The sequence below is a fragment of the Paenibacillus sp. MT124 genome (assembly GCF_058792755.1).
Map to the genome: position 1 here is coordinate 2,594,879 of NZ_CM179500.1, position 20,659 is coordinate 2,615,537.

Sequence of the window (20,659 nt, forward strand, 5' to 3'; positions counted from 1 at the left end):
TGTCAACATGCTGCACTCATTAGAAGCCATACATTCGTATAGAACAGGCAACATCCCAGAGGATAAGCAGCAATTATGGCTGCAGCTGCTGGCGGCGGCCGAGCAGCCCCATATTAATCTTGAACGCATTTATTCCATGGCTGACCTTGAGGGAACCAATCCCGTTTTGGACTACGTCGAGCGGACCTTGCACGTCCTGGATCAACTGAACGTTTCCTTTTGGGTGCGAGAGGTCGTGGAGGAAGTACTGGTCTGGTCGGAGACAGCCAAGGCAGGTTCATTGCAGCAAAGGAAGGCATGGCAGCGCGCAGGGGTGAATCTGTTTGTACACAATAGGGGTTCTGCACAGTTATACAGGGAGTATGTTATTAATCGCAGTACAGGAAACATCGGTAGTGACGATCAAGCTGTGGTTGAGGTCAATGAGGAGAATCCAATTCAGAAGAATGAAGCTACACCAAGACAGGAAATGATCTATGCTCTCATTGGAACGCATGGACTGATTGGACAATACATACGCGGGGAGATACCTTTTGCCGAGAATGCTCCGCTGCATGCTTTTATCACTCATGGCTGGCTGACAGCTGAAGAATTGCACACGGTTCTGATGGCGCTCAACCAGTGCATCATTGCTGGTGTTGATCCGAAGCTATGGCGGCAGGTTAAAGCGGAAGTAGAGCGAATGGTTGGGTGGATTATCAGCGGACCGAATCATGCAGACTGGCCTTTGAAGGAACGTTTATCCCGGCTCCGAAGCTCGTCCATTCGCGAAGGCGAGGCCCTGGATGAGGCGTACGCTAAACTGCAATCAGAGCTTGATGTAGACAAAATGCTGGCTCCTCTGTCTCGTCGTACATTGTGGTATGTGGAATCCGCGCTGCAGGATTTTTCCCTGCAGGAAATGGTGAAAGTGTTCCTTCTTACCCTGCATAGTGAAGGCATGGTTCAAAGGGAATCGAATTCAGATGCTGTACGTCATATCAGTTTCGAACCGTTAATGAATACGATGTATTACGACTATAAAGGTGTCAAAAAGCTGAACATCTACAAAAAACGAATGATTGAAAAGTACCTTGAGCAATGGTCATGGAAGCAGATTGAAGAGGGAAAGACGGTCGTTTATCCGCATCTGACCCATCGCGTAGTACGTCAACCGGATCTGCCGGATACGGTTTTTGTGACCTTTGAGTTCTCGCCAGCGGCGGAGAAGCTGATTGCATTCTGTATTGAAGCCGAGAAATCGCCGCTATATGAGAAGGCTGTATTACTGCTCTTCGATTTGTTCGGACTGCGGCGTGATGCGTATGACCGGTTCCATAATGAAGAGACGTATTTGGCAGACATGAACAGCTCAGGGGATTATAAAAAACTGCTGCTGGACTACATCGTTGGCAAGCGTGTACTCGATATCGGTCCAGGTGGCGGAGTTCTGCTGGATCTTATTGAGCAGGAGAAGCCGGAAGTGGAGCCGATAGGAATTGATATTTCTGCCAATGTCATCGAAGCGCTGGAGCGCAAGAAACAGCGAGAAGGTCACCGCTGGCAGGTCATGAAGGGGGACGCCTTAAGGCTGGATCAATACGTACAGCCAGGCACGGTGGATACGGTAATCTTTTCGTCTATTCTGCATGAATTGTACTCCTATATAGAGCGGGATGGACGGAGATTTAACACGGATACGGTTGTCGCAGCACTTCAAAGTTCGTTTCATGTTCTGTCGCCGGGTGGAAGAATATTAATCCGTGATGGCATTATGACAGAACCTCAAGAGCAGAATAGACGGATTCGGTTTTTGGAGCCGGATGGTATGCAGTGGCTGGAACGATATGCTCAGGACTTCCAGGGCCGGAAGATTACGTTTGAACGTGTTGCTGAGAATGAGGCGGTTCTTAACATTAATGATGCCATGGAATTCCTGTATACGTATACGTGGGGCGAAGAAGCTTACGTTCATGAGATTCAGGAACAGTTCGGCATCTTTACGCCATCGGCTTACGAGAACTGTATTCGTGAAGCGCTTGGTGAGCAGGCAGAGATTATTAAGCTGGAGCATTTTCTTCAGGAAGGATATACCGAGGCACTTGAGGGACGTATTGTGTTCATGAAGGAAGACGGACAGCCTGCATCCTTGCCAGACAGTACTTGCCTCCTTGTGATTGAGAAGAAGAAGGGGCTGGCTGACGGATGAGTAAAGAGTCCAGAACCATCTTGTATTTTGTGCGGCATGCAGAATCCGCCTATGTGGAAGGACAGGAACGAGAACGAGGACTCACAGAGCGTGGGTGCCGAGATGCAGCGATTGTTGCAGAAGTTCTCAGTCAGGAGAAGATTCAATGGTATTACTCTAGTCCATATCGGAGAGCGGTTGATACCATTCAGGAACTGGCTGACAGATCGAGCGCCCCTGTGGTGATGGAGGAAGATTTGCGCGAACGTCAATTATCCGATGAACGTGTTAAGCATGACAATTTTCTTGAATCCAAACGGCGATTATACCTTGCGCCTTCCTTTGCATACCCTAGCGGAGAGTCGGGGGAGCAGGCAGGTGCACGAGCGGTAGCCGTAATTGAGCGAATTCTGGACACACACGCTGGACAAAAAGTAGTGATTGGCACACATGGAGATGTGATGACTCTTATATTCCAACACTATGATACGTCCTACGGTTATGAGTTCTGGAAGAGCACGACGATGCCGGATATCTATAAGCTGGAATTTAACATGGAGCATGAATTGGTACAGGTCACCCGTCTGTGGCAAAGGGGAGAGAACATATGAAAATCACGTTTAATCTGGATACTTACGTGGTGGACGAGCTGCATATCCCTAAGCTTCATGAGCATCTGTACTGCATATTTGATCTGGAGGGAACAGGAATTCACCCTGACCAAGAAAGCATAACCCAGTTCGGCGCAATGGAATACAAACGTGGAAAGGATCGCCACTCAACAGTATGAGAAGAGCGGGCTGGATCATTTTACAGCCGATCCGACCCGCAGCATACGAAGATTCAAAATACCTGAAATGTACAGCAGCATCACAGAAGATGGAGGGAATACCTAATGAATAGAAGAGAGGCGGAGAAGCTTCTTAAAGAACTTAATGAAGGCAGGCTCATTGCTAATGAGATGTTTCAAGGGCTGGATATCGATAGCTATCTGGACAAGCGCGATGATTCGGTTTTTGCAGATGAATGGATGACGGCATACCAGAGGTGGGTACAAGATGCTGATTCTATTGCTGAAGATGAACTGCTTCGTGCATCGAGGGAACAGGCATTCAAACAGACGCTGCACCATACAGGGCATCCCGAATTGGCTGGTTATGTGAGTGATGATATTGGCCTTATTGGGGCTGCAATGCTGCAGGGTGAGAGTGAGCATTCCTTCGTAGGTCAATTGCTTGAGAGTTACCATAACGGAAAACTGCCTCTGCTCTAGCAGGGGCAGGGGTGGCCTGTAGCTTTCGTTTGTATAAAAAAATGGATTCAAATGTGTATTGTGAGTGTGGTAAGGCATAAGGTACAATTCACCTTAGACATTAATTGAGAATGATAATCATTGTAGATGAGCATTCTCTTTAATACAGCTGATTACATAGGGGTGGAGAGTAGTATGGCAAGTTTTAGTAAAGGGATTAAAGGTTGGGGAATTACAGTTCTGGTCCTGGCAGTATTCATAGCGGGATGCAGTTCGAATTCGGGAGCAGCGGAGGAACAGGCTCAGTCGCCAGTAACGGAGAATACAACTGCTGGCAGCGGCAATTCTTCCGAGTCGAGCCAAGAAACAGAAACACGTGTGGTACAGGATGAATTCGGAGATGTAACGATTCCGGTGCATCCGAAGCGAATAGCCGGGATCTATGTGGAAGATTACCTGAAGGCTCTGGAAATCACACCTGTCGTACAATGGTATCACCCATCATGGGGAATACAGGATTATCTGAACCTGGATGTCCCACAATTTGATATATCCGGGAATATCGAAGCTCTTCTGCAATATGACCCGGATCTGATCATTGTGGATGGTGCCGCGGATGCAGAGAAATATGAAATGTATTCCAAAGTGGCACCGACATATCGTTTACCTGAGAGCACCTTGCAGGATTCCAAGCAGATGCTTGCCAAGATTGCCGATGTAGTAGGGGAACAGGAAAAAGGTGCGGAAGTGGCTGCGGCTTACGATGAGAAAATCAGTGATACCAAAGCCAAGCTTGCTGAAAGCGTTGGAGACGAGACAGTGGCGGTTGTCCGCCTTAATGTGGATGATAACAGCCTGGCGCTGTTCGGAGTGAAAAACCGCTATACCGGATTTATATATTCCGAACTTGGCTTGACACCCCATGCCCTGGCTGAAAGCATGGAAGCCTTTCAAGAGGTTCTGTCCGAGGAAGCGGTCCCGCAAATCGATGCAGATAGAATCATCATATTCCCTTCGGATGGAGATTGGTCTTCTCCGGAGAATCAGGAAGCTATCAAGGTATTGGATAGCAAGCTGTGGAATTCTCTGCCTGCCGTGAAAAACAATAAAGTGTACAAGATGGAGAGATCTCACTGGCAATCTGGGGCAATCACAGCAAACTCAATGAAAATGGATGATCTTCTGGAGAAAATGACGCCATAACGAACATCGATAGGGTAATGTATACAAGAAAGTTCTTCAACTAGGGTTGAAGAGCTTTCTTTTTTCGTTTAGACTAAATTAAATGATAACAATTCTCAATTAAGGACGATGACGAATGTCTCATACCATAGAACAGATTCTTCCCATGCCCTGGCTGTGTTCACTTCAGCAAATTCAATACGTTCAAAACTCCGTTTTGGAACCTTACAATGGTTTAGAATACACATCGTCGAAGGGCCATTCAATCGTTGTAGTAACCCAAGGACAGGGAGAACTGGTTTCGCAAGATGTCGTCTTCAAGTTAAAAAAAGGGACGATTCTTTTTTTCGCTTCCGGTATACCCGTCTTACCTCTGCAAACTCGAGATGGTTCAGAATCCAAGCTGCATTATTATAAGCTTGATCTGACCGCTGGTGAGACAAGCAAGATTGGATCCACCACTCCACTCGAAGAGACAAGTCCTGCTTTTCCGCAGTCTCAAGTCATCACGGAATCATCATCGCCTATTGAGCTGGCCTACACCCCCTGGAGCTCTTGTCTGGATATATTGGATCAACTGTTACAGCAGCAGGCGACAGAGGATTGGCTGAAACAATGGGACTGGCAGCTTCGTTTCCAGGAATGGTTTCGGATGCTGCTTCTGCAAAATGATTCGAGCAATGCTTCCATGGATTATCGAACTCGCTTACAACAATCCATTCGCTATATCCGTGATCATTATAACCAGCCCATTACGGTGGATGATCTGGCGGCAGGTACCCGGCTCACCAGGTCCAGTTATACCCGACAATTCAAGGAGATGACCGGCAAGCTTCCTCTGGATTATGTGAATTCGATTCGCTTGGAACGTTCCAAACAACTGCTGCAGCAGACAGATGATCGGCTGCACGATATTGCCCAAAGTGTCGGATTCAGTAACGAGTACTATTTTAGTCGTCGGTTTAAGCAATATGCAGGCATCTCACCGGGAGTATACAGACGTCATTATCGTCAGGACGTGCGAGTATTTGCACCGTACCTCGAAGATTTTGTATTAGCGCTAGGCGTGGAGCCCGTGCTTCAATACGCTCACCATTTGTGGGGCAAACAGCACTACTTGGGGATGGATAATGTTCCTGAATTCGATGTGACCCATCAGGATGCAATGTTTCAAGAGAACCATAAGCCGGACTTTATTATGCTGAGTGATGGCTATGAGCGGTGGAATCTGGCCCGTTTCGAACAGGTGGCGCCTACGTTTTATGTGAATCATAAGGGAGAGGACTGGCGCTCCATATTAAGATCAACAGCGGATGTATTGGGAAAAGGAGATCGGGTTAGGGACGTCGTAGGTTCGTATGAAGAAAAAGCACGTGAGGCCAACGCTCGACTAACACGATCTGCGCAAGGAAAGACGGTAGCTTTCTTGCGGATCTCTGCCACTGAAATTGTGTTGTACGGCGTACAGCAGGGTTATGTGGGACCTGTGATGTATCAGGATTTGGGGTTAACGCCACATCCTCTGGTGCAGCAATGGGCACTGAAAGAACGTAGAATTAGCATAAGCGTTGATCAATTGAAGCTATTGCAGGCGGATCATTTATTTATTACATTTGACTGTCTGGATTCTGCAGTGATTGGAGATGAACGGAAGCTGCTGAACAGCAGGGAATGGAGACAGCTTTCAGCAGTAAGAAACGGATGTGTATACGAAGTGGACTTTCTAACTTGGATGAATTACGGGGTTATCTCCCACGGGAAGAAAATCGATGATATCCTGCGTGTATTGGCTTAGACTACCTTTGGAAGGAGAGCAGTCATGGAACGTAATATTACTCAGAATATGGATAGGTCAGCGATCGCTAAAATTATTGCGGAGTTGAATCAGCACCATGAGCATCATATTGGGTATTGCGGCAAGGATGCGCTTGAAATTGAGCAGGCAATGATGGATGCTTTTGGTGATCAACCGGACCTATGGATTAGTACCCTGAATGAGAATGGGCATCTGACAGGAGTGCTTGGGATGGATATAGATACGGATACGGGGACTGCTGAATTGTGGGGGCCATTTATTGAGTGTGCTCCAGAGCAGTGGCAAGAATTAGCATCTTGTTTGTGGAAGCAGGGAATGAACAAATTAGCAGAAAACCGGATTCATATCCAGAAAGTTTACGGATTTTATAATGAACATCATGCGAATGCCATCACGTTCATGAAGGACAAGGGAGCTAAGCTCAAGAGCAGGCAGGTTATTTTGCATAATCGCTCATTGAATGAAGTAAGCCTGGACCAGGGTGAAAATAACAGGATTCAGACCATTACTCCAGATCAGTATCCATCTTTTATCCAGTTACATAATTCCACCTTTACCGGTACGTATTACGATGGTGAAACACTCATTCAGCGCTCAGACAAGCAGCATCATCATTTATACGTTCTGTCTGGCACGGAAGGGGAGATTCACGGATATGTCTACGCCGAGGCTGATCCGGAATTTGGTGAGGGTAGTATTGAATATATTGCGGTGAATCCGGATTACTTCAGGCAGGGACTGGGTTCGCTTTTACTGAACAAGGTGTTATATGAGCTCAATCAGAAGAGCCAAGTGAGTGAAATCCGCTTATGTGTAGATGAAATGAATTCTGGTGCACTATCGTTATACCGTAAAGCCGGCTTCGAAACGGAGCATGTGCTGGAGCTGTATCAATTAGATCATATGTATGAATAGCAGTTAAAAAGGCGGCTGACTCTTTGTCAGACGCCTTTATTGTGTAAATATGAAGAGTGGCAATCATAGCGCCCGCCTAAGTAGGGAGCACAGGGAGCACGAATCTACTCTCTTTCCATCACAGCGAAGTAGTTGTTTTCATCATCTGCAAAGTTAAAGACTCTTCCGCCCGGAATCGTAACCAGTTCACCTAACGTAACCTGCTTGCTGGCCAAATCCGCATAGAGCCCATCAAGATCTTTGGTGAAAAACATGAGCGAAGGTGTGCCCAGATTCAACTCGGGGGACATTTTGGCTACGAATTCCTTGTCGTGAAGGATAATGGTTGTCTCGGCACCTTCTTCAGGAGCAATTTCAACCCAGCGCATACCCTCGCCGTTGACTTCGGAGACCACGTGAAAGCCTGCTTTTTCTGTCCAAAATTGAAGGGCCTTGTCCTGATCGTTGACATACAACATGATTTGACCAACTTTGCTAAACAATGATACTCACTCCCCAGTTATCGTATTGTTCCAACCTTGAAATGATAGGATTCACCATTCTTAAGTTCATTCGTATGAGCCATTTTTATAATACCATAAAACTCTTTTGATCAACGTTTACATTCCGAGTACAAAATGCATACACAGATGTCCTTGACTGCGCGTTTGCATCATACCATTAACTAGAGGGTGATTCGCAACAACTGAATACCTCTAAGCATAGCCATGGAATGGCGGATGGGAGCGCTGTAATGACGACACGGGTAGTTCTGTTGGAAGAAGGCACGGCAGAGATGAAAGGACTATTGGGCAGTAAAGGAGCCGCGCTTGCGGAGTTATGCCAGGCGGGGTGGCCTGTTCCGGCAGGATTCACCATTACAACGGAACACTGTCACGAGTTCCTTAGCTGCTCAGAAACAACTTTTGCCGAAGGTTCCGAAGATCTGGCCAGGGCAGTCCGTCAGCTGGAACAGCATACGGGCACAGCCTTTGGTGATCAGGATGCTCCGCTTTTGCTTGCTGTGCAATCCAGTGACGTGCTTCCCCGGGATGCGAACTCCTTGGTGCTGCTAAGCGTAGGACTTAATGACATTACAGTAGAGGGACTTGCCCGGCGCATTAACAACCGCCCGTATGCACTCAACTGCTACCGGGTGCTGCTGCAGAATTATGGCTGGTTGGTTCATGGCATCCCGCTTGAGGTTTTTGATGAACGATTGGGAGATATCACGAGTTTGGATGAAACGAGACTGGAGTACGCTATTGCGCAGTATAAAGACGTCATTGAAGAACAGGGACATTCCGCTTTCCCTCAGGATGTGCAGCTTCAACTGCACAGGATCATCCAGGCATTCTCCCTTTCTGATCCAGGATTGCATAACCAAACCTTGAGCTCCACTTCGTTCGCCTATGGTATGCCCGTTTTGATTCAAGTGATGGTGAATGGAGAGTGCGGAGACCGCTGCGGAAGCGGTACAATCTACTCACGTCATCCGTTGACTGGGGCCCAAGGGATCTATGGCGAATACATGTCGTTTGCAGGCTCAGGGTATGACCTGGAGGAGCTGGAACAGATCAGGGATGCGGAACCAGAGCTGGTTGGCCAGCTGTCGCAAGCAAGTCGTGAGCTGGAGAGAGTGAACACCGCTGTTCAGGAAATTAAATTTGTCATTGAGTTGGGGAAGCTGTACCTTTTACAAGCACGGGATGCCCGTTTAAGTCCTGAAGCTGTGATCAGGACCATAGTGGATTTTGCAAATGAAGGACTGATAACCAGGGAAGAGGCACTGCTGCGTGTCGAGTCTTCTAACGTAATTCCCACATCTGAACTTCAGCAGTTGCTTGAATGGGCTGATGATGTGAAAAATATAACGGTACTCGCAAATGCAAGTCATCCTCGTGATGCGGCCATGGCCCGTACGTTTGGAGCCGACGGAATTGGCATCTGCCGAACCGATCATATGTTACTGTCTAGCTCGCGGATGCCTTATGTGCAAAAGATGGTGCTGGCTGAAACCAACGTTGAGCGCAAACGTGGTCTGGAACGGCTGCTGCCCATGCTGCAGTCTGATCTAGAGCAGATTTTCGAGGAAATGAACGGATTTCCGGTAACGATAAGACTATTCGATCCTCCATTATATGAACTTCTCCCGGGTTTGGATGAGTTGGTGGAACGTCAAGAAGGATTACAGGCAGGGCATGCAAGAGGACTTGATGTAAATCAGGAGGAGCTTAGTCGCATGGCCCGGCTTGTAGAGCGGCTGCACGAGCAGCATCCGATCAGCAGGCAGCTTGGGTGTCATCTTGGAACCGTTTTCCCGGAAATTTATGAAATGCAGGCAGAGGCCGTCTTTCGTGCAGCGCTCAAATGCATTCGCCAGGGATTGTGGGTTCGCCCCGAGATTCTCGTAACGTCGAGAGGACCAGGCAGTGAGCTGCAAGTAATCAGAGAACTGATTGATCAAGTGGCTGAACAGATCTTGGGGGAGGAGAGACGTCACTGCCATTACAGGGTAGGCTCGCTGATTGAAGGGGCTCAAATGGCACTGACCGTGGCACATACAGCCAGACAGGCTGATTTCCTGTCATTTGGAGCAGAGATTCTGCATCTGGATGGGGGAGAACAACTACTGGAACGCGCTGTCGTTCAGGCTCGGCTTCGTAAACCTCATTTGAGAGTAGGTCTCTGCGTGGAGGAACATGTTGACCTGAGTACATTTACCTACAGCCAGCGTATGGGAATGGATTACGTAAGCTGCCCACCTGAACAGGTGGCTTTCGCCAGAATTGCCGCTGCACAGGCCGTACTCATTGCACGGATGCAGAATAGTAACGTACAGGATGATGATATATCGACGACAGCTTGACCTATGGCAATTGGCATGAGTCAATGAATGTCTTCCAAATAGGTGAATTATAAATTATATTAGACGTTCTTGTCTTAATCACAACGGGGACCGGATGCTGCAAGATGCTGGTTACAGGAATTTGAGTCCGTTCATGGAATACAAATAGCAAAACTGTTATACTGAAATATGCGTTTTGTAAAACGAACGTAAAATTTCAGATAAGGGTTGAAAGCGACCATGTTAAATTCCAAAAACGAACGGACCTCCTCACGGACTTTATTTGCCGTCTTGTTTATCCTTATGCTGCTGAAGCTGTCGCTTTTGCGGTATTTCTTTTTCCAAGGGCTGTCCGGGATCGGTCTTGTGACGGATGCATTAGGAGCTCTGACTGTCGTCTGCATCCTGGATCTCATTGTGCCGAAACGCTGGAAGCGGATGGTGTACGGCGGGTTTAACCTGCTCTTTTCCCTCGTCCTGTTTGCGGCAACCCTGTATAACGTGCACTTCAGCTCCGTACCCACATATACGGCGCTCAGCGAGATCGGGCAGGTTGCACAGGTGCGAGGGAGTATTGGACCACTGATACGGCCTTCCCATTTTTTGTTCTTTGTTGACATCGTGCTTGCACTGCCGGTTTGGCTCGTTATGCGTCGTCGGCGGTCGGGTGTCAGAAACGGAAGTTACCGGGACAGCGGGTTACATTTCGGTAAAATGCGCAGAAGATACTGGGGCAAGCTGGGGGTAGCTCTTACGGCTGCATTCTGTATTGTGCTGTCAGGCAGTTTTATTGTCAAAGGCGAAACAATTGATAACGAACTGGTGCGAGCTGAGAATCTCGGATTTCTGAATTATCAAGTGTCGTCCGCGATATTGACCAGCAAAGAAAACGAAGCTATAGCGAATGGCAATATTAATGAAACGATTGACAAGATTAATCAACTGGTGAGCGAATATCCATATCAGGACAAAACTAACCAGGGATCAGCAATCAAAGCCAAATATTTTGGTGAGGCCAAAGGCAGCAATTTAATTGTACTGCAATTGGAATCCTTTCAGAATTTCCCGATTAACGCTTCCCTGGATGGTCAGGTATTGACACCGGTACTGAACGATTTAGCCAAAGAAAGCTATTATTTCTCTCATTTTTTCCAACAGATCGGTCAGGGAAATACCTCGGATGCCGAGTTTATGTCCAATACGTCAATCTATCCAACCGGGGTTGTTCCAATGTCAGCCGGATATAGCGACCGCGAGCTGCCAAGTCTACCGAAGCTGCTTCGCAATGAAGGCTACCAGTCAGAGACTTTCCACGTCAATGACGTGACGTTCTGGAATCGGAACAAGATGTATCCGGCCCTCGGTTTTGATCGATATTTCGATAAGCCGAGCTTCGAGAATGACCGCTTTAACGATTTTGGTCCTTCGGATGAGGAGTTATATCGTGTAGGTGTGGAAAAAATGGCTGCGCATCAAGCGGCAAATCAGCCGTTCTATGCCCAGTTCATTACCGCATCGAGCCACTCGCCGTTCACGGTTCCAGCGGATCGGGCGCGCATTACCATTCCTGCAACGATCACGAACACATTGCTTCACGATTATTTGCAGGCCATTAATTACACCGATTATGCAGTCGGTCAGCTCATTGATGAGTTGAAAGCAAACGGGCTATGGGAGAATACAACACTCGTTATCTATGGCGATCACTTCGGCTTGCCCGCAAATGACGAGATTACCGAACAGATTCAAGCGAGTCTGAATGTCCCATATGATGGCAAGGTGAGCCGGTTTAATATCCCACTATTGATTCACACGCCAAACCAGGTTAAAGGTCAATTGATTGAACAGCCTGGTGGTCAGCTCGATATTCTGCCTACAGTCATGAACCTAATGGGTGTTTCGTTAAAAGAAGAACAGTTCACTGCATTTGGGCATGACCTGCTGAATATGGACCACAATGCATTCGGTATACGGTATTACTTGCCGACAGGCTCGTTCGTCAACAATGACATTATGTTTATACCAGGTGCAGGTTTTGATGACGGGACAGCATATTCACTTAAAACCTATGAACCGGTTACCGATCTGGAGCCGTATCGCTCCGATTACGAGCATGTGCTCAGCCTCATGAGGCTATCTGACGAGTATGTGAAGCTGCTGCCCAAACGAGCACCATAATAGAACAAAAAGCTTTCATTCAAATAGGAAGTGCCACCAGCGGTTGCTGGTGGCACTTTTTGATTCAGTGTATAAGGAACCTGTATATTAAGGAAGAAAGAGGAACGTGTTTTAATTGCAATTCCACAGATAAGAATAAAGAGATTTTGAAACTGTAATCAATAATGTTACAATGAAGCGAGTGTGAATTTTGCACTAGAAAAATATGGCCAGCAACCCATTCGACGAGAGGAATGAATATAGATGAAACTTAGTGTACTCGAACATGGACATATCAATGAAGGACGCAGTGTGCAGGACACACTTCAGGAGACTGTGACGTTAGCGAAGCATGTCGATGAACTGGGGTACTCCAGGTTCTGGATGTCCGAGCATCATGGCGGCGGAGCATTGTCCTTCTCCAGTCCGGAGGTTATGATCGCTCATGTCGCAGCTCATACCGATCGGATTCGGGTTGGTTCCGGTGGTGTAATGCTGCCTCATTACAGCGCCTACAAAGTCGCGGAGAACTTCCGTCTGCTGGAGGCACTGCACCCTGGACGGATTGACCTCGGCATTGGCAGAGCGCCAGGCGGCATGCCGATTGCGAGCCGCGCTCTGAATGAGGGCAAGGCTTCCAATGTACAATTTTTCCCGCAGCAAATTGCTGACCTGGGCGGTTATTTCCACGAGCAGCTGCCAGAGGATCACCGTTTTGCATCCCTCGTAGCTGGACCATCTGTACCAACGGTACCTGAAGTATGGCTGCTGGGTTCCAGTTCGGAAGGTGCCCGGATTGCTGCAGCACAGGGGACATCCTATGCATTTGCACAGTTTTTCGGAACACCTGGCGGGGAAGAAGCGATGAAATATTATCGCAGACATTTCAAACCATCGATTCTGAATGACAAACCTCATTCCATGATTGCCGTAGCGGCCTTCTGTGCAGAGACGGAGGATGAAGCAGCGGAACTGGCCCGTAGTAATGAGCTGTTCTTTTTGCGCCTGGGCAGAGGATTAGAGCAGAGTTCATTTCCTTCGCTGGAAACTGTCCATAATTATCCTTATACAGCGATGGAAATGGAACAGATTCGCCAGCGCCGCTCCTTCTCCATTATTGGTACACCAGATCAGGTGAAGGACAAAATTACAGCTATGGCAGAACGTCATGAAGCAGACGAGGTCATAATTGCATCAGCTATTCATTCGTTTGATGCACGCCTGCGCTCTTTTGGCCTGATTGCTGAAGCTTTTGGTCTCAAGAAGGATTAGAGCCGGTTGAACGGGAATTTATATTCTAAAAGGTTGGAGTCCCGCCATGCGGGGCTTTAATTGTATTCTTGAGTAAGCAGAGAGGAGGAATTCACATTCGCAGATGTATCATAAGTGATATTCATGGCTGTTATGATGAATTCAATGCGCTGCTTCGTCAAGTGCATGTTGACCTCAATCAGGATGAACTGATTCTCCTTGGAGATTATGTGGACCGGGGACCGAAAAGTCGGCAGGTGGTTGAGCAGATTATGGAACTTAGGGAGAAGCATGGTGTAGTGGTGATCAAGGGTAATCATGATGCGATGATGGTCAAAGCTCTGATGAATGACGTGGAAGAGTATGATCTGCACTGGATTCGCAATGGCGGATTGCAGACACTGGGCAGTTATGTGGAGATTAATTTTGATGAGCAACAGATCGATTGGATTGCCTACACGGAAGCCAAGCAATGGATTCGCAGCCGATACGAGCATCACCTCCGTTTTCTGAGTGAACTCCCCCTTGTTCATGAAGTCCCCGGTTATATCTTTGTGCATGCCGGAATTAATCCGGATGTAAAGGACTGGCGCAGTCAGCCTGAACGGGACTTTATCTGGATTCGGGAGGCCTTTTACTCCAGGCCCACATCCATTCCGGATACGGTGGTATTCGGACACACACCAGTGAAAAACCTGCATGATTACGCAGATATCTGGTTTGATCCTAATGGTGACAAGATCGGCATAGATGGCGGATGTGCTTACGGTGAGCAATTGAACCTGCTTGAGATCGGTGAGGATGGCAGTTTACAGACGTTTCATGTGAAAAGGGGAGAGACTAGAGAAGGCTCGGCAGAATAATATTTGCATTGCTTATCCAGGTTCCGTATGCTACTTTATATTTTTATGAAAGATACTTCATTATCAATCAATACATATCATAGAAGTCGAGGGGAATGAACCGAGTTTTGGCTATTTATAATCTGGATCAACTTCAGCACCACATCCTGCTCTGCAACGGTGGAACTTGCATGCGGAACGAAGGAGAGGAAGTCACTCAGGCTGTACGGGATGAAATTCTGAAGCAGCAGGCCGGTGGATTTATTCATACAACACGAACACGCTGTAACGGGCGGTGTGACGATGCTTGCGTGACGATCGTGTATCCGCAGGGAGACTGGTATGGCAAAATGACCCCGGAATCTGGCCGGGCATTGGTACAGGCTCTCTGTGATGGAGAGAAGCTGGAGAGTCACTTGATTGCGAACGTGGCTCAAACGGCCTCCAAATAATACTGCAGGGTTCCTCCCATGTCCACTAAAGAGGCAGACCCTGAGAACGAATTTCAACCCATTCGCTGTTAAGGGTTTGGAATTAAGTCTTATTGACGCTATAATCAGTAAGGTATGATTTGAATTATGATATGATTATTCTAATCACAATTGACGGAGGGCTATAAATATGGAAAAAGCATTAATCTTTGGTCACAAAAATCCCGACACGGATACGATCTGTTCTGCAATTGCGTATGCGGATCTCAAAACTAAACTGGGACAGGACGTTGAAGCTGTGCGTCTTGGTGAAGTGAACGGTGAAACCCAGTTTGCACTGGATCATTTCAAGGTGGAAGCTCCACGCCTGATCAAAACGGCTGCGAACGAAGTAAACAAGGTTATTCTGGTCGATCACAATGAGCGTCAGCAAAGTGTAAGTGATATTGAGGAAGTGACTGTAGCTGAAGTTATTGACCATCACCGTATCGCTAACTTTGAAACAAGCCAGCCTCTGTATTTCCGTGCAGAACCAGTAGGTTGCACAGCAACCATTTTGAATAAAATGTACAAAGAAAACGGCGTTGAAATTAGCGCACCGATTGCAGGACTGATGTTGTCCGCGATCATTTCGGATTCCCTGTTGTTCAAATCCCCAACTTGCACAGAGCAGGATGTAGCAGCAGCACGTGAGCTGGCTGCCATTGCGGGTGTAGATGCTGACAGCTACGGTTTGGACATGCTGAAAGCCGGCGCGGATCTGAGCCAGAAAACAATTGCAGAACTGATCTCCCTGGATGCCAAAGAGTTTGCCATGGGACAAGCCAAAGTGGAAATTGCACAAGTAAACGCCGTTGACGTTAACGATGTGCTTGTGAAACAACCTGAACTTGAAGCAGCTATCGAAGCGATTATTTCAAGTAAGGGTCTGGATCTGTTCCTATTCGTAGTAACGGACATTCTGAATAATGATTCCGTTGCACTGGCTTACGGTCAATCTACCAAAGCGGTTGAACAAGCATACAATGTGACACTTTCCGATAGTAAGGCATTGCTGAAAGGCGTCGTATCTCGCAAATCGCAAATCGTCCCTGTTCTGACCGAAGCATTCAATAACCTGTAATTGAACCATCGGGCACGAACATAGCATTAGTCTGATCCAAGCCTGCTCTGATCTGTCATAGGTCAGGACGGGCTTTTGCCGTAAAGGAGGACAAACCATGATTAAGAACGAAAAGATCAAAGCATCCGAGGTTGAGCTGACTGGACTGAACGGCGAAGATCTCGGTATTATGTCCACAAAAGAAGCTTTGGCACTTGCCAAGCAGCATAAAGTGGATCTGGTATGCCTGTCCCTGATGACAAGCCCGCCACCCTGCAAACTCATCCGTGCCGGAGCAGCCATACAGGAAGCTCAGCAGGAGAAGAAAAAATCCGGCAAATCGCCGGACAAACGCAAGGTTAAGGAGATTCGTCTCAACTTGCAGATGGAAGACCATGACCGGGATACGAAACAAGCTCAGGCGGAACGTATCTTGAAAAAAGGTGACTCGGTTAAGCTGGTCATACAGGTTCACGGAAGCAAAGAAGGCGCTGCAGGTAAGGAGTGGGCTGAGCAGCTAAGCAAGTCGCTGGCTGAATATGGCACGAAAACAACAGGTATTCAGGTAAGTGGCAAGCAGGTTGTTGTCCAGTTGGACCCAAACACATAATAACAGGTTGATTTATGTGCCTGGCATGCGGAAGAATGTAAAGCCGTTAAGGTCTCCCAATAAGTTTATGCGAAGAAGCCCAATGAAAAGGCAGTGTATCTGTTTTCATTTGGGTTTTATTTATGTTGTGGTCAAAGTTTTTCTGTTCTTTGAATTCTCGTTAACCAAACGTTCAGCTTCATGTTCGGAGATACCGACTGCCGCCAATCCGTACATATAATTGTCCGGGTAACACAGGCGTACTTCCTGCAGGTGCGTTCAGATCACTATTTTCGGCAAATCGGGATAGATAATAAAAATCAGGATAAATCACATTATCCATCAAGTAGGCCGAAACTTGGCTTCCTGGAGTGCGGAATTGATTCAAAGTACGAATAATCTGTCCACCAGAGGCAATACCGATGCCATGACCATAATACAGATCTTCACGAAGCATGATCGTATTTTCCCCTTGCCACTCTGGCGTTTCGGAAGAGACATCCGGGTTTTTGAAATAAAGTACATCGCCGGGAAGTGCGTTATGGCTGCCGTTCTTCTCGGTTAAGCGCAGATCGCTGTCATAGTGCCAATCGAAGAGCAGTAAGTCCCGAAAGAGTGAATTGAAGGCCTCTTCACGAATACTTTCGAGCACCCCTCCGTACAGCACAATGACTGTTGCTGTTGCGCATTCAAATGCATATAGGGAACCATTCCTCCAAATGTCCCGAATGCCTTCGGCCGGAGTTACATTCGGTTTGAGTTCAAATCCTCCCTCATTGTTGAGATCCCAGTAAGCGGGATTACATCTTGATTTCTCAAATGAAGCAAAGCTCACCCCGCTGGCATTCAATCCCTCAGCTGCATGAACCAGAGAGGCGCGAAGCTTCCATTCGAATTGCAGATGATCCATGGTCTGATAGGAATATAGGGTCGGTCTGTTCTGAAGCTGCTGCAACCAATGCCATTCAAAAGCAGACCACTGAGAAGGTACCAAATCTAGCGGTTGATTCGCAACGATGATCATACATGACAACCTCCGTTTCGTTAGATGTTTGGGCTTGTGTGAACGGAACCTCACGCGTATCTTTTCATTTATATGTCGATTGGCACCCGGATTGTACTCTGTTTGAACAATCCCCGTGTAAAAGCGCACACAAAATGTCGATTCATGCAAAAGATTCAGTGGATATCGTTTAATCATTATCCTATTTGGGGTACTACTCTATAGATGAAGTTATGTACAGCACAGGCAGTTAATTACGAATAATATGGAATAGAAAATAATTTGAAAAAAGGAGGATAAGCGGTGTCGAATCCAATTACAGAGAGCCGCTCTCTGTTTGAGCAATTATACAAATATGCACCAATCGGCATTGCTGTTGCTTCGCATGTGAACGGACGTTGGCTCCAGCTGAATCCTGCGTTTTGTGAAATGCTGGGATTCAGTGAAGATGAGCTAATCGACTCACCGATTGTACATATGATCCATGATGGAGATCAGGAGATGGAGAGATTCAGGTCCAACTTCTGGGATATGACGAATGGGGTAAGCCAGATGTATGAGACGGAAGTCCGATTAAAGCATAAGAACGGTTCTCTTCTGTGGTCGAACATACGGGCCTGCATTGTTAGGGATGAGGAGAACAACAATCCTCTTTATTTGCTTGTACAGGCAGCGGATATCACGAAACAAAAGGAAGCGGAGCAGCACTTGATTGAACAGCGCAAACAATTGGAGGAGAGCACCCGAATCTCTCGCATACTCACAGAGTCTTCTCTCGATCTTATTGCCATACATTGCGCCGATCAGGAACGGACCTTCAAGTATGTTTCACCCGCCAGTCTTGGGATGCTGGGCTACAAGCCAGAAGAAATCGTGGGTCAATCAGGACTGTTCTGTATTCATCCGAGCGATATTCCAATCGTAGAGGCATATGTTTCAGGACAGATCCAAGGTCTGGCACCAGACCGTATTAACTACCGTCTGCTGCATAAGGATGGTTCTGTCGTGTGGGCAGATACGATAACTCACTATATCTATGACCAGGAAGGGAACCTGCAGGAGATGATTGCAGTGACCCGGGACATTACGGAGAGCAAAAAACAGGAGCAGAGTCTGCAGGAGTATCAGTCACTCTTTGACTGTAACCCGCTAGGCGTTGCATCCCTTGATCTGGAAGGAAATTTGCTGAAAGCGAATGCCGGCCAGGAACATTTGACGGGACATTCCAAGGAACAACTGCTCAGCCAATCCTTTGATCATTTGATTGATCCGGTGGATCTGGCCAAAACCCGCTATCATTTTGAAGAGTCTGTCAAAGGAAAGGCCCAGAGTTATGAGATTGGGCTGATTCATCAGGACGGACGCCGAATTGAAACCAGAGTCATCAATGTTCCCATTATCCTCGAGGATCGAGTCGTTGGCGTGTATGGAATTACAAGTGATATCACCGAGTCCAAAAAATATGTGGAGGAGATCGAGAATCTGAGCTACGAACGTGCCCTGATTCTGAATGCGATGTCTGAAGGCGTCATTGGACTGGACCAGAACGGGAAATTGATATTTGCCAACCCCGCTGCAGCCGAGATGATGGGATTCTGTCCAACAGAAATGAATGGTGTGCACTTCGAGCATATCATTCTGCAGATGCAAAACGAGGCCATACCTTATCCTTCCAATGAAACACCGATTGTAAAGGCTGTTCGTGAAGGCCGCAGCCTGCCTCGTTCGGAATCTGTTTTCTGGAGACAGGACGGCTCCAGTTTTCTTGCAGAATTCCAGCTGAAACCGATTATGGATCAAGGAAATACCCGCGGGGGTGTGCTGGTGTTCCGAGATATGACTTCGGTAAATGACATCATTCGTGCCAAGGAAGCAGCGGAACAGGCAGACCGTGCAAAATCCGAATTTCTTGCGATTATGAGTCATGAGCTGCGCACACCGCTGAATGGAATCATGGGTATGGCTAATCTGTTAAAGGAAACAGAGCTTGATGGAGAGCAATCCGGATTCGCCGAGATCATCATCGATAGTGGGGAATCGCTGCTCCATATTCTCAATGAAATACTCGATTTCAGCAAAATTGAGGCAGGTAAAATGGATCTGTCACGTGACGCAGTGGATATCCAGGAGATGCTGGCGGGTGTTGTGGAATTGTTTGCCCTGAAAGCGGCCGAAAAAAATATAGAGCTGTTTTGTGAAATGTCTGACCGGATTCCTGACCGTGTCAGAGGAGATGTGACCCGGATTCGTCAGATCCTGATCAATCTGGTGGGCAATGCAGTCAAATTTACGGAGAAGGGCAGCATTCAGATTCGTGTGGATGCTAATGTGGCGGACGATGGCGATCCGGACAAACTTCTGCTTTCTTTTGTCGTGAAAGATACGGGCATCGGCATCCCCGTGGACAAACAACATCAATTGTTCCAGTCCTTCTCCCAGCTTGATCCAGCCATTAATCGTAAATATGGTGGAACCGGTCTTGGACTTGCGATCAGCAAAAAGCTGGTTGAACTCATGAATGGTGCCATTGGGGTGAATAGTGAAATAGGCAAGGGAGCAGAGTTCCATTTTACACTTCAGCTTGAGAAGTGGCAGGACGAGTCCGGTGACGGAATGGAAGCTGCAGATGATACTTGGGAAGGTGATCAATCCCTACTGGCAGCCAATATTCGCATTTTAATAGCTGAGGATCAACCGGTGAACAGCCATCTGATGGAGGAGCTGCTCCGTAAGCTTGGCGGGGTCTGTGACATCGTTGAGAATGGAGAGGAAGCAGTGCGCGCACTGCAAAGGGAATCCTACGATATCGTATTCATGGATATTAAAATGCCTATCATGGACGGAATTGAAGCAACCTGCAAAATAAGACAAAGCCATCCCGAGATTCCGGTTATCGCAGCTATAACTGCATTTGCAGGGGCAAGTGATCGTGAAGCATGCCTGGAATGCGGAATGCAGGATTTTATCAGTAAACCGTTCAGTTCGTCCGAAATTACCCGTGTACTGCGCACTTGGGTACCTTATATCCGGGCTCATCGGTAAAATGCTGGATACCTGAAAGAGTGAGATGAAACCAAAAAACCTGCTCCCAGTTAAAGGGGCAGGTTTTTTTAGGTCTATAACCA

Annotated in this window: 17 protein-coding genes; 15 read left to right on the forward strand and 2 right to left on the reverse strand. The window is 47.3% G+C overall.

The annotated features are described in order from the left end of the window. The first annotated feature begins 7 nt into the window (after positions 1-7). The 7 genes from AC3RCI_RS12110 to AC3RCI_RS12140 all read left to right on the forward strand — a co-directional run bounded on the left by AC3RCI_RS12110 (position 8) and on the right by AC3RCI_RS12140 (position 7,332). A complete protein-coding gene (locus AC3RCI_RS12110) occupies positions 8-2,188 on the forward strand; it encodes a class I SAM-dependent methyltransferase (RefSeq protein ID WP_492529153.1) in 2,181 nt (726 codons plus the stop codon). Then, a complete protein-coding gene (locus AC3RCI_RS12115; protein ID WP_492529155.1) occupies positions 2,185-2,778 on the forward strand; it encodes a histidine phosphatase family protein in 594 nt (197 codons plus the stop codon). Before AC3RCI_RS12110 ends, AC3RCI_RS12115 begins: the two co-directional genes overlap by 4 nt. Further along, positions 2,775-2,957 (forward strand): hypothetical protein, encoded by a 183-nt coding sequence (locus AC3RCI_RS12120; RefSeq protein WP_492529157.1) that lies wholly within the window; start codon positions 2,775-2,777, stop codon positions 2,955-2,957. The genes AC3RCI_RS12115 and AC3RCI_RS12120 overlap by 4 nt, the downstream gene beginning before the upstream one ends. A 105-nt stretch (positions 2,958-3,062) precedes the next feature. Continuing rightward, positions 3,063-3,440: an immunity protein PIM1 family protein gene (locus tag AC3RCI_RS12125; protein ID WP_492529159.1), complete on the forward strand. Its 378-nt coding sequence runs from the start codon at positions 3,063-3,065 to the stop codon at positions 3,438-3,440. Positions 3,441-3,614: 174 nt separating this feature from the next. After that, complete coding sequence (locus AC3RCI_RS12130; RefSeq protein WP_492529161.1) at positions 3,615-4,622, forward strand: ABC transporter substrate-binding protein; 1,008 nt, start codon at positions 3,615-3,617, stop codon at positions 4,620-4,622. 115 nt (positions 4,623-4,737) lie between these two features. Beyond that, on the forward strand, positions 4,738-6,396 hold the full coding sequence (locus AC3RCI_RS12135; protein WP_492529163.1) for an AraC family transcriptional regulator: 1,659 nt from the start codon (positions 4,738-4,740) through the stop codon (positions 6,394-6,396). 24 nt (positions 6,397-6,420) lie between these two features. Next, complete coding sequence (locus AC3RCI_RS12140; protein WP_492529165.1) at positions 6,421-7,332, forward strand: GNAT family N-acetyltransferase; 912 nt, start codon at positions 6,421-6,423, stop codon at positions 7,330-7,332. Between the two features lie 104 nt (positions 7,333-7,436). Here AC3RCI_RS12140 and AC3RCI_RS12145 read toward each other — a convergent pair whose 3' ends face one another. Continuing rightward, positions 7,437-7,814, reverse strand: coding sequence for a VOC family protein (locus tag AC3RCI_RS12145; RefSeq protein WP_336779746.1), 378 nt, complete (start codon positions 7,812-7,814; stop codon positions 7,437-7,439). A gap of 251 nt (positions 7,815-8,065) precedes the next feature. On the opposite strand from AC3RCI_RS12145, the gene AC3RCI_RS12150 reads away from it, so the two are divergent. From AC3RCI_RS12150 to infC, 7 genes are all read left to right on the forward strand, one after another. Next, a complete protein-coding gene (locus AC3RCI_RS12150) occupies positions 8,066-10,180 on the forward strand; it encodes a putative PEP-binding protein (protein WP_492529167.1) in 2,115 nt (704 codons plus the stop codon). A gap of 219 nt (positions 10,181-10,399) precedes the next feature. Continuing rightward, positions 10,400-12,337, forward strand: a complete 1,938-nt coding sequence (locus tag AC3RCI_RS12155; RefSeq protein WP_492529169.1) for an LTA synthase family protein — start codon at positions 10,400-10,402, stop codon at positions 12,335-12,337. A 243-nt stretch (positions 12,338-12,580) separates the two neighbouring features. After that, complete coding sequence (locus AC3RCI_RS12160) at positions 12,581-13,588, forward strand: LLM class flavin-dependent oxidoreductase (protein ID WP_336779749.1); 1,008 nt, start codon at positions 12,581-12,583, stop codon at positions 13,586-13,588. Between the two features lie 68 nt (positions 13,589-13,656). Beyond that, a complete protein-coding gene (locus AC3RCI_RS12165; protein WP_492529172.1) occupies positions 13,657-14,430 on the forward strand; it encodes a metallophosphoesterase family protein in 774 nt (257 codons plus the stop codon). A 107-nt stretch (positions 14,431-14,537) separates the two neighbouring features. Further along, the gene (locus AC3RCI_RS12170; protein WP_095287567.1) at positions 14,538-14,861 is read left to right on the forward strand and encodes a (2Fe-2S) ferredoxin domain-containing protein; all 324 of its coding nucleotides are present in this window, start codon (positions 14,538-14,540) and stop codon (positions 14,859-14,861) included. Between the two features lie 169 nt (positions 14,862-15,030). Then, positions 15,031-15,963, forward strand: coding sequence for a manganese-dependent inorganic pyrophosphatase (locus tag AC3RCI_RS12175; protein WP_127536116.1), 933 nt, complete (start codon positions 15,031-15,033; stop codon positions 15,961-15,963). Positions 15,964-16,060: 97 nt separating this feature from the next. After that, positions 16,061-16,552, forward strand: coding sequence for a translation initiation factor IF-3 (gene infC / locus AC3RCI_RS12180; protein ID WP_492529174.1), 492 nt, complete (start codon positions 16,061-16,063; stop codon positions 16,550-16,552). Between the two features lie 178 nt (positions 16,553-16,730). Here infC and AC3RCI_RS12185 read toward each other — a convergent pair whose 3' ends face one another. Next, positions 16,731-17,555 carry a protein-glutamine gamma-glutamyltransferase gene (locus tag AC3RCI_RS12185; RefSeq protein ID WP_492529176.1) on the reverse strand — a complete coding sequence of 275 codons (825 nt, stop codon included), beginning with the start codon at positions 17,553-17,555 and terminating at the stop codon, positions 16,731-16,733. A 282-nt stretch (positions 17,556-17,837) separates the two neighbouring features. Here AC3RCI_RS12185 and AC3RCI_RS12190 point away from each other — a divergent pair, with 282 nt between their 5' ends. Then, positions 17,838-20,576 carry a PAS domain-containing hybrid sensor histidine kinase/response regulator gene (locus AC3RCI_RS12190; protein ID WP_492529178.1) on the forward strand — a complete coding sequence of 913 codons (2,739 nt, stop codon included), beginning with the start codon at positions 17,838-17,840 and terminating at the stop codon, positions 20,574-20,576. Positions 20,577-20,659 lie beyond the last annotated feature (83 nt).